The 12,827-nt window shown below is 48.8% G+C and carries 10 protein-coding genes and 1 other RNA gene; 7 read left to right on the top strand and 4 right to left on the bottom strand.

The features are described 5' to 3' along the window. Positions 1–34 precede the first annotated feature (34 nt). From B5X72_RS14935 to B5X72_RS14920, 4 genes are read right to left on the bottom strand one after another with little or no spacing between them, the layout of a single operon-like run. A complete protein-coding gene (locus B5X72_RS14935; RefSeq protein WP_139378727.1) occupies positions 35–1,303 on the bottom strand; it encodes a glucose-1-phosphate adenylyltransferase in 1,269 nt (422 codons plus the stop codon). 6 nt (positions 1,304–1,309) lie between these two features. Continuing rightward, on the bottom strand, positions 1,310–2,761 hold the full coding sequence (locus B5X72_RS14930) for a glycogen synthase (protein WP_079717721.1): 1,452 nt from the start codon (positions 2,759–2,761) through the stop codon (positions 1,310–1,312). Between the two features lies 1 nt (position 2,762). Further along, positions 2,763–4,805, bottom strand: a complete 2,043-nt coding sequence (glgB, locus tag B5X72_RS14925) for a 1,4-alpha-glucan branching protein GlgB (protein ID WP_079717720.1) — start codon at positions 4,803–4,805, stop codon at positions 2,763–2,765. Positions 4,806–4,853: 48 nt separating this feature from the next. Next, on the bottom strand, positions 4,854–7,310 hold the full coding sequence (locus B5X72_RS14920; protein WP_079717719.1) for a glycoside hydrolase family 31 protein: 2,457 nt from the start codon (positions 7,308–7,310) through the stop codon (positions 4,854–4,856). 655 nt (positions 7,311–7,965) lie between these two features. Here B5X72_RS14920 and hisG point away from each other — a divergent pair. The 7 genes from hisG to rpsG all read left to right on the top strand — a co-directional run bounded on the left by hisG (position 7,966) and on the right by rpsG (position 12,747). Next, positions 7,966–8,817 carry an ATP phosphoribosyltransferase gene (gene hisG / locus B5X72_RS14915; protein ID WP_079717718.1) on the top strand — a complete coding sequence of 284 codons (852 nt, stop codon included), beginning with the start codon at positions 7,966–7,968 and terminating at the stop codon, positions 8,815–8,817. 8 nt (positions 8,818–8,825) lie between these two features. Then, the gene (gene hisD / locus B5X72_RS14910) at positions 8,826–10,112 is read left to right on the top strand and encodes a histidinol dehydrogenase (RefSeq protein ID WP_079717837.1); all 1,287 of its coding nucleotides are present in this window, start codon (positions 8,826–8,828) and stop codon (positions 10,110–10,112) included. A 70-nt stretch (positions 10,113–10,182) separates the two neighbouring features. Beyond that, positions 10,183–10,550: a transfer-messenger RNA gene (ssrA, locus tag B5X72_RS14905) on the top strand. 214 nt (positions 10,551–10,764) lie between these two features. Further along, on the top strand, positions 10,765–10,989 hold the full coding sequence (locus B5X72_RS20620) for a hypothetical protein (protein WP_139378717.1): 225 nt from the start codon (positions 10,765–10,767) through the stop codon (positions 10,987–10,989). 39 nt (positions 10,990–11,028) lie between these two features. Continuing rightward, entirely contained in the window at positions 11,029–11,724 is a 696-nt protein-coding gene (locus B5X72_RS14900; protein WP_079717717.1) for a hypothetical protein, read from the top strand. Between the two features lie 122 nt (positions 11,725–11,846). Next, positions 11,847–12,260 (top strand): 30S ribosomal protein S12, encoded by a 414-nt coding sequence (gene rpsL, locus B5X72_RS14895; protein ID WP_079717716.1) that lies wholly within the window; start codon positions 11,847–11,849, stop codon positions 12,258–12,260. 19 nt (positions 12,261–12,279) lie between these two features. Beyond that, on the top strand, positions 12,280–12,747 hold the full coding sequence (rpsG, locus tag B5X72_RS14890) for a 30S ribosomal protein S7 (RefSeq protein WP_079717715.1): 468 nt from the start codon (positions 12,280–12,282) through the stop codon (positions 12,745–12,747). Positions 12,748–12,827: the final 80 nt, after the last annotated feature.

The following is a 12,827-nucleotide window of genomic DNA, read 5'->3' as shown; positions in this document are numbered from 1 at the left end:
TCTTACTGTACAGCGATATGACAGGCGCCCCTAATCAGCCGATGACGGTGCCAGCAGGCAAAATGGCACGCTTTTTCACAACGACAATACCGTCTCTTATCGCATGGGTATCGAAATCGCCATCAGCCAGATGCGCCCCGCCCGTGATGCGTACGTTGTCTCCGATGCAGCAGCTCTTATCCAATATGGCGTTCTCGATGTAACAGTTTTCACCGACGCCGACCAAGGGAAAACCGTTGGCCCGTGCATCTTCGATCTCATGCAACGTTTGGTAGAAATCACTGCCCATCATATACGTAGTTTTGATGACAGAGCCCACCCCTATCCTTGATCGGATCCCAATCACAGAGCGCTCAATGCGTTCGGCAGCCACGATGCAACCGTCTGCGATGACTACATTGTCGAGCGTAGTGCCCGACACTTTGGAAGGCGGCAACATCCGGGCGCGGGAAAAGATGGTGTTTCTATCGAATAAATTGAACTGGGGAATATCGTCTGTGAGTCCGATATTGGCTTCGAAAAACGAGTCTATGTTACCGATATCCGTCCAATACCCGGGATATTGGTAGCTGTGTATCTTGTAACGCCCTATGGCCTCCGGCAGGAGCTCTTTGCCAAAATCCACCCCTTCGCTTTCCTCCAAAATCTGCGTCAAAATACTTTTATTAAATACATAGATACCCATCGATGCCAAATAAACCCTGCCTACCGCCTTCATCTCATCATTCACCTCAGATTCCCACGGTGGAAGGAGCGAACTGTTCGGCTTTTCGATAAATGACGTGATGTTTCCTGCTTCGTCGGATTTCAGGATACCGAATGACGTTGCATCCTTCGCATTGACCGGAATGGTGGCCACCGAAATTTCCGCGCCGGTTTCGATATGGGCCTCTATCATCTCCTGAAAATCAATCTGGTATAATTGGTCACCCGACAGGATGAGTAAATGTTCGTAATCATGATGCTGCAGGTAACGTTGTAAATGCCGCACCGCATCGGCAGTACCCTGATACCAACGCTCACCCTCGTTGGTCTGCTCGGCCGCAAGGATCTCCACGAACCCCTTGCTGAACACGCTGAAATTATAGGTATTTTTGATGTGCGAATTCAACGATGCCGAATTGTATTGCGTCAATACAAAAATCCGGTTGTAACCAGAATTGAGGCAATTGGAAATGGGAATATCCACCAACCGGTATTTGCCCGCTATCGGCACAGCAGGCTTGGAACGTTGATGTGTCAATGGGTAAAGGCGACTGCCCTTACCCCCTCCCAGTACGACGGAAATCACATTGTGCTTAATCATAACTTATGCGGTTACTTGTTGGTAAATTTCGATATACTTAGCTGCTGATTTATCCCAAGAAAAGTCGAGTTTCATGAGTTGTTTCTGCAATTGTTGCATCCTTTTTTTATTGTTATACAGCTCCAAAGCCCGGTAGATAGCTGCCGTCGCATCAGCTGGGGTCGCATCAGCAAAGGTGATGCCGTATCCGCCCGGCTCATCAATATCTTGAACGGTATCCTTAAGCCCGCCTGTCTTCCGCACGATGGGAATGGTACCGTACCGCATGGAATAAAGCTGATTCAGCCCGCATGGCTCCACCCGTGAAGGCATAATCAGGAAGTCTGCCGCTGCATAAATGCGGTGTGATAGCTCTTCCTGGTAACCGACATGTACCCCCAATTTCCCTTGGTACTTTTCTGCCAAATAAGCCATGGCGGATTGTACCCGTGAGTCTCCTGATCCCAATATCATGATATTTAGCTCAACACCTTCATCGCCCAATATGTTTTCAATGATTTCAGGCAAAAGATCAGCGCCCTTTTCGCCGGCAAACCGACCGATATATGCCAACAGCGGTTTGCGAGCATCCAACCCGTATGCATCGCACAGCGCTGCTTTATTTTTGTATTTTCCAGGCTGCACGTCTGTGATTTGATACGGCTCATGCAAGAAGGCGTCCTGCTCAGGACTCCATACCGCTGTGTCGATTCCGTTGACGATACCAACGCTCTTGGCTCGTTCCATTGCGAATAATCGTTCCAGACCATTGGCTTGCTCCATGAGTTCGTAAAGGTATCCTTCGGATACGGTCGTGTATAGCGTACAGCACTTAATCAATGCCGCCAGTGGATTGATAACGCGATCCCAGTCCAGTAGCCCCCATTTCCAAGTATCAAATGCAGGTAAAAGAATGGCCTGGTTCCAATTCATCCATCCTTGATATTGCCCGTTATGTACAGTCGCGACCGTCGGCACCTTCCGCAGGGCCGTAAACTTATCGCCGTGGTACATCAAAAAAGGAATGAGCCCGGTATGGTGATCATGGCAGTGTATTACATCGGGCACGATGCCCGTCTCCGTAATCCAGTGCAAAAAGCCATGCTGGAAAGCAATGAACTGCTCGCTTTCATCCGCGTATCCGTAGGGTTCGTCCCTATCCAATAATTCAGGAATTTTAATCAGGTACAGCTTAAAGCCCAGCACATCGTCCCGTTCCTTTTCTACTTGTACTTCCAGACGCCTGGAGCCTTGATAAAAAACGCCCCGGTACACCACATCAAAATTATGCTGGCTGACGAAAGGCTTATTATACCAAGGTATGACCACCCACGTGTCCAGCCCCGCCGCCTGCAGGTATTTTGGCAACGCACCGACTACATCGCCCAAGCCACCGACCTTTGCCACTGGGTAACACTCGGCACTTAAATGGATCACATGTTTTGCGGGCTGAGCGTTCTTTTTGTTGTCTGTCATACTATGCTTCGTTACCCGAGTCCTTTTTTGTCCGTCTCCCTTTGGGCGATTTATCCGCCTTTACAGTCGGCACCGTGGACGTATCGCGTGGTCTTCTTTTAAGCCGCTGCACATTTTTCTCGTCGTTTGGCTTCTCAGGGCGCCGTTTGAGCACAAGGCCAGCCAACGGTGGCAATGTCAATTGAGCTGACCAGTTTTGATTCATCCAGTGGACAGGCTCCGCCTGCACGGGCGGCTGTTCAATACCGCTACCGTAATAGTGCCTGTCATCTGAATTAAGCACCACCGTCCATTCACCTTGTGAAGGTAAACCACATCGGTAAAAATAACGTACAACTGGTGTTAAATTTATGATAATCAGCAAATCGTTTTCCCGATCAACCCCTTTCCTCAAGTAAGCCAACACGCCATGGTATGCATCGCCCCCTTCTATCCATTCAAAGCCTTCGGCACTGAAGCTATGTTCGTAAAGCGCAGGTTCTTGTCGATACAGATGGTTCAGCGATTTTAACAACTCAAATACACCTTTATGCGGTTCGTATTGCATAAGATGCCAATCTAATGATTGGTTGAAATTCCATTCTGCCGTCTGTCCAAATTCACACCCCATAAACAGCAGTTTGGTACCCGGATGAGTATACATATAGAGGTACAACGTCCTTAGGTTGGCGAACCGCTGCCAGTCATCGCCAGGCATTTTGTACACCATCGACCCTTTGCCATGCACGACTTCATCATGCGAAAGCGGCAGCATGAAATTCTCGTGGAAGGAATACAACAAACTGAACGTGAGCTGCCCGTGGTGGTGGTGCCTGAATAACGGGTCTCGGCTGAAATATTGCAATGTGTCATGCATCCAACCCATCATCCATTTCATACCGAATCCCAGCCCGCCACTGTATACCGGACGGCTGACGCCTGGCCAGGAAGTAGACTCCTCTGCGATGGTCTGCACATCGGGGAAGGCCGCATAGACCGCCTCATTCAACTCCTTAAGAAAACCAATCGCCTGCAGATTTTCTCGGCCACCGTATTCGTTGGGTATCCACTCGCCTTCCTTCCGGGAATAATCGAGGTAAAGCATCGACGCCACCGCATCCACACGCAGACCATCGGCATGGTACCTTTCCAGCCAAAAGATCGCGTTGCTTATAAGAAATGAGCGCACCTCATTGCGCCCGTAGTTGAAGATATAAGACCCCCAATCAGGGTGGTATCCCTGGCGGGGATCCTGATGTTCATACAAATGCGTACCGTCAAAACGATGCAAACCATGCACATCCCCCGGGAAATGAGACGGCACCCAGTCCAATATCACGCCGATTCCATTCCGATGCAGTTGTTCGATCAGATACATCAAATCCTGCGGCGAACCATAGCGCGAGGAAGCTGCAAAATAGCCCGTGATCTGATAACCCCATGACGGATAATAGGGATGCTCCATGACGGGCATCAGTTCAACATGCGTAAAACCGGTTTCCTTGATATAAGGGACCAGCTTATCAGCTACCCCCCGATAGTCGAGCAACTGCGTTGGATTATCAGGGCTGCGTATCCAAGAGCCCAAATGCATCTCGTAAACAGCAATAGGTTTATTAAGCCCATTGTGCTCATGTCTTACACGCATCCAATCTTCATCTTTCCACTCATACCAGGTAGTGGATACCAGCGATGCTGTCCCTGGCGATTGCTCCCATTGCAGGGCGAAAGGATCCCCTTTTTCCAGTATTTCACCTTGATAAGATTGCATGCGGTATTTATACAATTCACCGACACCGATGCCCGGGATAAAGCCTTCCCAGATGCCTGACCCATCCCAACGCACATACAAGGCATGTGAGTAAGGATTCCACCCGTTGAAATTGCCGACAACAGCGACCGACTCCGCATTGGGTGCCCACACGGCAAAATAGGTGCCAGCCTGGCCGTCGCGCATCAAAGTATGCGAACCGAACTTTTCATAAAGTTTGTAATGCTTGCCTGCCTGAAACAGGCTTACATCAAAATCGGTGAACAATGAATGGACTTCTACCGTACGCTGCATAACGAATGGGCTTGCTAATTATCAATGATGATATTAAACGATCTACCGTCAAGTAACGATAATGTTTTTGAAATCCTTCGGTACCGTCACAACGTACCGGCCTTGACTGTCTTGTTTTGCTACTGCAGGTTTATCGTCTACAACGATACGTTTTACGTTAAACGGTAGTGACACCAGGTGCAAATCATAGGTATCATATCGTTCAGAATATAAGCCATCAACAAATTGCTTGATTTTTAAGCTGTTGGAGGTCCCCTTTACCACAAACCTTTTCTCCAGGTAAATCTGCTGCTCATACGCAAAGGTGTCTCCATGATCTTCGTACATATACGAATTGGTTTCCTGCACCGCATGATAAACCAGCAGCTTGAGTGATTCTATTTTTTTTTCGTAGACATGCTGCATCACCGGGTATTCAGGCAGTACGGTACCTGCCTTTACGAAGATTGGCATTTCATCCATAGGGGTCTTTACTTCATGCTCTTTGCCCCCTTCGAACCGGCTGTCGTTCCAGTAATAATACCAGTCGCCTGCAGGCAGGTAAACCGTCTTGTGTTGTTGCCCCGGAGACAAAACGGGCGATACCAGCAGCTTGTCGCCGAAGCAGAACTCCTCCTCGCGCGGAATATTGCTCTCAAGCCGTTGTTCCACCATGGTCAATGGGCGGAGGATTGGAAAACCGTATTTACTGTGTTCCCAAAATACCGAATAGATGTAGGGAAGCAGTTTGTATCGCAACTCGATAAATTTGCGGTTGAGCGCTTCATGCTCGGGCCCAAAGCTCCAAGGCTCACGTTCGGCAGTATCGCCTGCCGAGTGTGCCCTCATAAAGGGCGAAAACACACCAAACTGAATCCACCGCGTAAACAACTCCGCGTCGGGCTCGCCACTGAACCCGCCAATGTCCGTTCCGCAGAAGGGCATGCCCGAAACGGAAAGCCGTTGAAGCTGCAAGGCTCCGAGGCGCAGGTGCTCCCAGGTAGCTACATTATCGCCGGTCCAGACCGACGCGTACCGCTGGGTACCTGCATAGGCAGCACGGGTGATGGTAAAAGGGCGTTTTTTCTGAAACAGCGTTTTCAAGCCTTCGTAGGTAGCGCGCACCATCTGCATACCATATACATTATGCGCTTTGCGATGCGACCCCCGGTAGCCGTCAAAGTTATGACGGACATCATTGGGGAATGTCCCCCTGCCGAACACCGCCGGCTCATTCATATCGTTCCATACGCCGGCCACCCCCGCCTCTACTAAGCCCTTGAACAATCCACCCCACCACTCACGGACTTCCTGATTGGTAAAATCCGGAAACTGGCATCGACCCGGCCATACGTACCCTTCCATAAAATAGTCGTCGCCTCTACGGCAGAAATAACGGTTTTTCTTTCCTTCCTTAAATACCCAATAGTTTTCATCTACCTTTATTCCCGGATCGATGATGACCACCGTATGGAAGCCATCATCTGCCAGGTCTTTGATCATTTTTTTCGGGTCTGGGAAATAACGTTTGTTCCATGTAAAGCAACGGTAGCCGTCCATGTAATCGATATCCAGATAAATGGCATCACATGGAATATTACGCTCACGAAAATTCCGTGCGAGGTCTCTCACCTTGCTTTCGGGGTAATAGCTCCAACGGCACTGATGGTACCCCAACGCCCACAGTGGCGGCAGATAATGAGTACCCGTAATGCTGTGATAGCGCTTGACCACGTCCATCATGTGCGGGCCGTGGATATAGTAATATTGAAGTTCACCGCCTTCAGACCAAAAGCTCGTTTGGTCATGGGCCTCTGCAGCGAAGTCAAAATACGTTTTGAAGGTGTTGTCGAAAAAAATACCATAAGCATCCCCTTCATGCAGGCCGATGTAAAATGGGATACTACGGTAGAGTGGATCTTGGTTAAATTGGAACGAATAGGTATCCGAATTCCAGTTGACGAACCGCTTTCCACGGATATTCAGGTTCGTGGGTTTGTCCCCCAGGCCGTAAAAAGCCTCATTGGCTTGGGCTGCTTTGGTACAATACACATAATAACCGCCAAAATCCGGGTTTTCCTCCCAATGCATCGGCGAATAATCCTTGTTGTATTCCTTGCCTTCGCGATCTTCGAAAGCTATCAGAAAATCAGCTTTACGGATGACACAGGTCACGGTGTTGGTCTTAACGCGATACGCCTGTTGGTCTTCCTCAAAATTATATACCGCCACATGCTGATCAGACTGCGGCACGGCGTAGGAAAAATCTTCCAAAAACTGTCCTTTAGGAGCCAGTCGCACCCGGATGATTTCATCACTGACCACCTTAACCTCGACGCTCGCCCCCCCGTCAGTGAAATAATAGTTGTTGTTTTCCTGGTGATATCCAGTAACCGGTCCCAAATAATTCTTGACGATCTCCGGCAAGTCAAGCACCGGGTTGTTCACGTGGTGTACTCCTTCTTCTAATACCTGGGTCGTACTTAAGGTATCGCTGTCTTGTTGTTTAGTCAAATCCTTCGCCATAAAATAAACGCCTTATTCATTTAGGTACATCTTAAAAGCCATTGGTACTCGACGCGACGCTGAGCTTTTAATCATATACTTTTTTTTAGCCAAAGTACATTTTTTGAGCATTTAAAACAATTTATCTCATCATAAATTCACCCCAAAACAAACAAAACGTTCGTTATCAACAAATTGACGGTGCAGCAAAACTTTATCGCGCTGGACAAAAATTTGCAAACGCCGTATTTACCTCCTATATTTGCCGACCAACTTTATGGATTATTAATGGAAAACATACAGATTGCCCTTATTCATTGCATACATTTCCATCATCGCCTTTGCGGCGATGTATAATTTGTATGTTTCTACGTGAAGCAATTTGTAACCCTGATGTTTTTGAATCTTAGTAAAATTAATCATTTAAAATCCATTGAAACCTGAGCTGCCGCTCAAAAAAAGGACATGAACTTAGCGAAACGAATTCCAGAACGCCGTTGAAGAAGCATAAGATGTGAAACGAGGATAGCTTATGCACACCTACGGTAACAGATGGATTTCGTCGCCACCAGAAACGTTTATTTAAAATGAACCTGCATAAAATACCACAAAAGATGAGTATTAATGGTGAAAAATCATTATGCAAGCTTCATTGCCGCTTAAAAATACTATTCGAATGAAAAATCTGAAAATAGCCATCCAGAAATCAGGCCGGCTGAATGAAAAATCCGTACAGTTGTTAAAAAACTGCGGACTGAATTTTGAAAACTATAAAAGTTCCCTGATCACTACCGTCGCCAACTTTCCGCTGGAAATTCTTTTCCTGCGGGATGACGATATCCCTGAATACGTGCAGGATGGCATTGCCGACCTTGGGATTGTCGGTGAAAATGTAATTGCCGAAACCGAAGCCGATGTGCGGTACCTCCAGCGACTTGGATTTGGGAAATGTACGCTTAAAATAGCCATTCCCAATCACAGCGAGACCAAGACACTGGCCGACTTAGATGGCAAGGCCATTGCCACCTCCTACCCCACCATCCTCAAGAAGTTCCTTGATGAACACGGCGTATCGGCCGAGATACGCATGATCTCAGGCTCAGTGGAAATTTCCCCGGCGTTGGAACTAAGTGATGCCATTTTTGATATTGTTTCCACTGGCGGCACGTTGCGCAGCAACGGCCTGAAGCCCTTTGCCGATGTGATGGCATCGGAAGCCATCCTAATCAGTAAAAACGGCATCGATAGCAACCCCGTGGTACGCGAACTCATGCAACGCATACAATCCGTACTTCGAGCCGCGGAAACCAAATATGTGGTGCTCAATGTGAATCGAAGCAACCTTGATGAAATCATCAACCTGCTTCCGGGCGTCAAAAGCCCTACCATTGTACCGTTGGCCGAAGAAAATTGGGTAGCAGTACATACGGTCATTTCGGAGCAGGACTTCTGGGATAAAATCAATAAATTGAAAGCAGCGGGCGCGCAAGGCATTGTCGTCATGCCCGTAGAGAAAATCATCATGTAGCAATGGCCATATTGAAGACATACGACTATGGTTCGCTCGGCGAGCCGGACTACCGGCAACTCGTCTCGCGCAATGCCGATCCTTCCCAAGCGATACACCATGTGGCGGCGGAAATCATCGAAGATGTGAAAGTAAACGGAGACTCGGCACTCAAGCGGTATGCGGAAAAATTTGACAAGGTGCAGTTGGATCGGCTATACCTCACAGCAGATGAAATCGCTGCCTTGGCATCATCTATCAACCGCGAGCAGCAACGTGCGCTGGAAATAGCCTTTGCCAACATTTACCGCTTCCATGAGACTCAACTCCGCAAAGAACGGGCTATAGAAACCATGCCCGGCGTAAAATGCTGGCGCGAGCCCCGCCCAATTGAAAAAGTAGGACTGTACATCCCCGGTGGCTCTGCGGTATTGCCGAGTACACTCTTGATGCTTGGTGTGCCCGCCCGCATTGCTGGCTGCAAAGAAATTGTAGTGTGCTCGCCCCCGCAGGCTGACGGCAAAATCAATGGGTATGTTGCCTATTGCCTGCAATTGCTCAAAATTGACCGCGTATACTTGGTCGGTGGCGCCCAAGCAATTGCGGCTATGGCTTACGGCACGCCGACTGTGCCCAAGGTGGATAAAATTTTTGGCCCGGGCAACCAATACGTCACAAAGGCGAAGAGCTTAGTACAGTCGCTAACAAACGTAAGCATCGACATGCCAGCAGGCCCCTCCGAAGTACTGGTCATTGCAGATGGTTCTGCCAATCCAGCGTATGTAGCTGCGGATTTATTGGCGCAAGCCGAACACGGCGCCGACAGCCAAGCGATATTGGTGAGTACGGATCAGCACCTTATCGACGAAGTACAAATAGCCCTGCGTGCCCAGCTCGCCCAACTCCCCCGCGCAGAAGTGGCCACAAAAGCCATTGCAAATTCTTATGCCCTGCTGTGCGCTAATCTTGATGAAGCCATCACGTTCAGCAACCGGTATGCTCCGGAGCATCTCATCATCGAGACGGATGACTGGGAACAACTACTGCGGAAGGTAAGCAATGCAGGTTCTGTCTTTGTAGGACACCTTACTCCGGAGAGCGCCGGCGACTATGCCTCAGGTACCAACCATACCTTACCCACAAGCGGCTATGCCCGCTCGTACTCCGGGGTATCGGTGGATGCATTCGTCAAAAAAATCACCTTCCAGCACATTACCGAAGAAGGACTGCGAAACATTGGCCCCACCGTAGAGGTGCTGGCCGAATTAGAAGGCCTGGAAGCACACAAGCATGCTGTGTCTGTGCGGCTGCGTTGACAGGGAGACGGGCAACTGTCCATTTTGATATGGATTAAATTTTTTGTATCTTTGCGGGCTATTCATAATCGGGGTCGACCGGAATTGACAGGATGGAGACGGTTATGTAAGCATGCAGCGCGTTGGAAGTATGGCGCTTTAATCTCAACTTTCAGACTTATAAATGGCGAAAATAACTACGCCTTAGCTGCCTAATTTAGAATTAGATCAGCTTTTGTCCCGCTCACGCTTGGTTCCGTAGCGTAGCATCCGGGGCATCGAATCACGGAACTGGCCGGCTTGGCGTTGCGACGGGCCGGCGAGAAACAGCAACTAAGGAAAACGGTATAGGCGAGCGTCCGGCCTTCCCTTTCCCGACAATGAAACGGAAGCTAAGCATGTAGAAAGCGTATATTGTACCATGTCTGGACGAGGGTTCGAATCCCTCCGACTCCACAAAGCAACAGCAAGCCCGACGTCAGTCGGGTTTTGTTGTTTTACAGGTTTTGCGAAGCCCCGCTTCAGCAAAGGCGGAAAACAACAAAAGAAATGAGCGCAGCGAATGGCTTGCTGTTGCTTTACTCCCCCCTATCAAGGGATGGCTGCGGAATGAGTGCGGGGCAGCGGGACGCAGCCAATCCCGCTTCAGCAAAGGCGGAAAACAACAAAAGAAATGAGCGCAGCGAATGGCTTGCTGTTGCTTTACTCCCCCCTATCAAGGGATGGCTGCGGAATGAGTGCGGGGCAGCGGGACGCAGCCAATCCCGCTTCAGCAAAGGCGGAAAACAACAAAAGAAAAGGGATGGCTGCGGAAATGAGTGCGGGGCAGCGGGACGCAGCCAATCCCGCTGAAATCACGCTCCCTGCAAACAATCCCCTGCCCTGGCCGTTTACCTAACTGGAGCGGATTGTTTAACCGATAACGAGGAGGACGATTATGCGACGGTTGTTTTTCAGTGCGACAGCCACATTGTTATTTTTGGCAGCCTGTGAAAAAGATGAAGACACGGATCAAACCATCTCGATCCATACGGACTTTTCCGATGGCAAAGACGGTTGGCAAGGCGGCTTTTCCGAATACAGCGGCACAAATGCCGAAATCTATGAACTCGAAGAAGGCATTGCCCCGCTGCCCCCTCCTTTGGATGAAAGCAAATCCGGCTATCGAACATCGGGAATCAATCGCAGCGACGACCTTTTTATGTACCTGACCAAACGCGTTCAAGGCCTCAAACCGAACACATCGTACCGTGGTCGATTTTCGCTGCAGCTTGCCTCCAACGCCCGCAGTGGCGGCGTAGGTGCCGGGGGCGCTCCCGGTGAATCGGTAGGCCTCGGTATTGGGCTTACGATAAAGGAACCCCGATCGGCCCCCGATAACGATAATTTTTACCGGATGAATATAGACAAGATTCATCAATGCTGCACAGATGGCAACGACATGATTGTCATTGGCGATATTGCGAATGGGACGGATGATTACGTCTACACATTGATCGATCGTTCCGGGGAGTTTACCGCCACGACCGACCATCAAGGCGTTCTGTGGATCATTGTCGGCACGGATTCCGGCTTCGAAGGCCGGACCACGCTGTACTATTCTATCATCAACGTGACTCTTGAAGAAATTTAACGTGTATAGCGCATCCCACACATTATTTTTTCGCCAAACACCTTGATAATCAAAAATAAACTTACTACCTTTGCCGTCCTTAAAATAAGTTTAGGACAAAAGCATAAATTAAAAAACTGTAAATGCCTACTATTCAACAATTAGTTAGAAAAGGTAGAGTAGCTCTGGAAGACAAGAGTAAGTCCCCAGCGTTGGACAGCTGTCCACAGCGAAGAGGCGTATGCACCCGTGTGTATACCACTACCCCTAAAAAACCCAACTCAGCAATGCGGAAGGTGGCCCGTGTGCGTCTTACCAATGGAAAAGAGGTGAACGCGTACATCCCCGGCGAGGGTCACAACTTGCAAGAACACTCCATTGTATTAATCCGTGGTGGTCGGGTAAAGGACCTTCCGGGTGTACGTTACCACATTATCCGTGGTGCATTGGATACTTCCGGTGTTGCAGGGCGCAACCAACGCCGCTCTAAATACGGAACAAAGCGGCCTAAGCCAGGACAGGCAGCAGCGGCTCCAGCAAAAGGCAAGAAAAAATAATTAAACGGAGGACAATAAGATGAGAAAGTCAAAACCAAAGAAAAGAATCATTCTGCCTGATCCGAAGTTTAATGATGTTCAGGTAACCCGTTTTGTAAATAACATGATGATTGACGGCAAGAAATCACTTGCCTACAGTATATTCTACAAATCCATGGAATTGGTAGAAAAGCGTACCAATGAAAACGGCTTGGATACTTGGAAAAAAGCATTAAACAATGTAATGCCTGCGGTAGAAGTGAAATCACGTCGTGTAGGTGGTGCCAACTTTCAAGTCCCTACGGAAGTGCGTCCTGAGCGCAAAATTTCGTTAGGGATGAAGTGGTTAATCAGTTTTGCCCGCAAACGGGGTGAAAAAACCATGTACGAAAAATTGGCAGCTGAAATTATCTCGGCATCAAAAGGTGAAGGTGCGGCCGTGAAGAAAAAGGAAGATACTCACCGGATGGCGGAAGCTAACAAGGCGTTCTCACACTTCAGGTTCTAATTTGGCAGATAGCCTATGAAATTACACCGGTTTGAAGGAATATAAACATCCAGCAAAATCGGTGTGATTTTTTTAGTGAA

Origin of the sequence: Parapedobacter luteus (genome assembly GCF_900168055.1) — a bacterium.
Lineage (GTDB): Bacteria > Bacteroidota > Bacteroidia > Sphingobacteriales > Sphingobacteriaceae > Parapedobacter > Parapedobacter luteus.
Note: the sequence above shows the minus strand (reverse complement) of the source record. Positions and strands in the feature narration are given on the sequence as shown.

Excerpts from the sequence above, each read along its gene's own strand:
- B5X72_RS14930 (WP_079717721.1), bottom strand. The coding sequence starts at position 2,761 with ATGACAGACAACAAAAAGAACGCTCAGCCCGCAAAACATGTGATCCAT.
- glgB (WP_079717720.1), bottom strand. The coding sequence starts at position 4,805 with ATGCAGCGTACGGTAGAAGTCCATTCATTGTTCACCGATTTTGATGTA.
- B5X72_RS14920 (WP_079717719.1), bottom strand. The coding sequence starts at position 7,310 with ATGGCGAAGGATTTGACTAAACAACAAGACAGCGATACCTTAAGTACG.
- hisG (WP_079717718.1), top strand. The coding sequence starts at position 7,966 with ATGAAAAATCTGAAAATAGCCATCCAGAAATCAGGCCGGCTGAATGAA.
- B5X72_RS20620 (WP_139378717.1), top strand. The coding sequence starts at position 10,765 with ATGAGCGCAGCGAATGGCTTGCTGTTGCTTTACTCCCCCCTATCAAGG.
- B5X72_RS14900 (WP_079717717.1), top strand. The coding sequence starts at position 11,029 with ATGCGACGGTTGTTTTTCAGTGCGACAGCCACATTGTTATTTTTGGCA.
- rpsL (WP_079717716.1), top strand. The coding sequence starts at position 11,847 with ATGCCTACTATTCAACAATTAGTTAGAAAAGGTAGAGTAGCTCTGGAA.
- rpsG (WP_079717715.1), top strand. The coding sequence starts at position 12,280 with ATGAGAAAGTCAAAACCAAAGAAAAGAATCATTCTGCCTGATCCGAAG.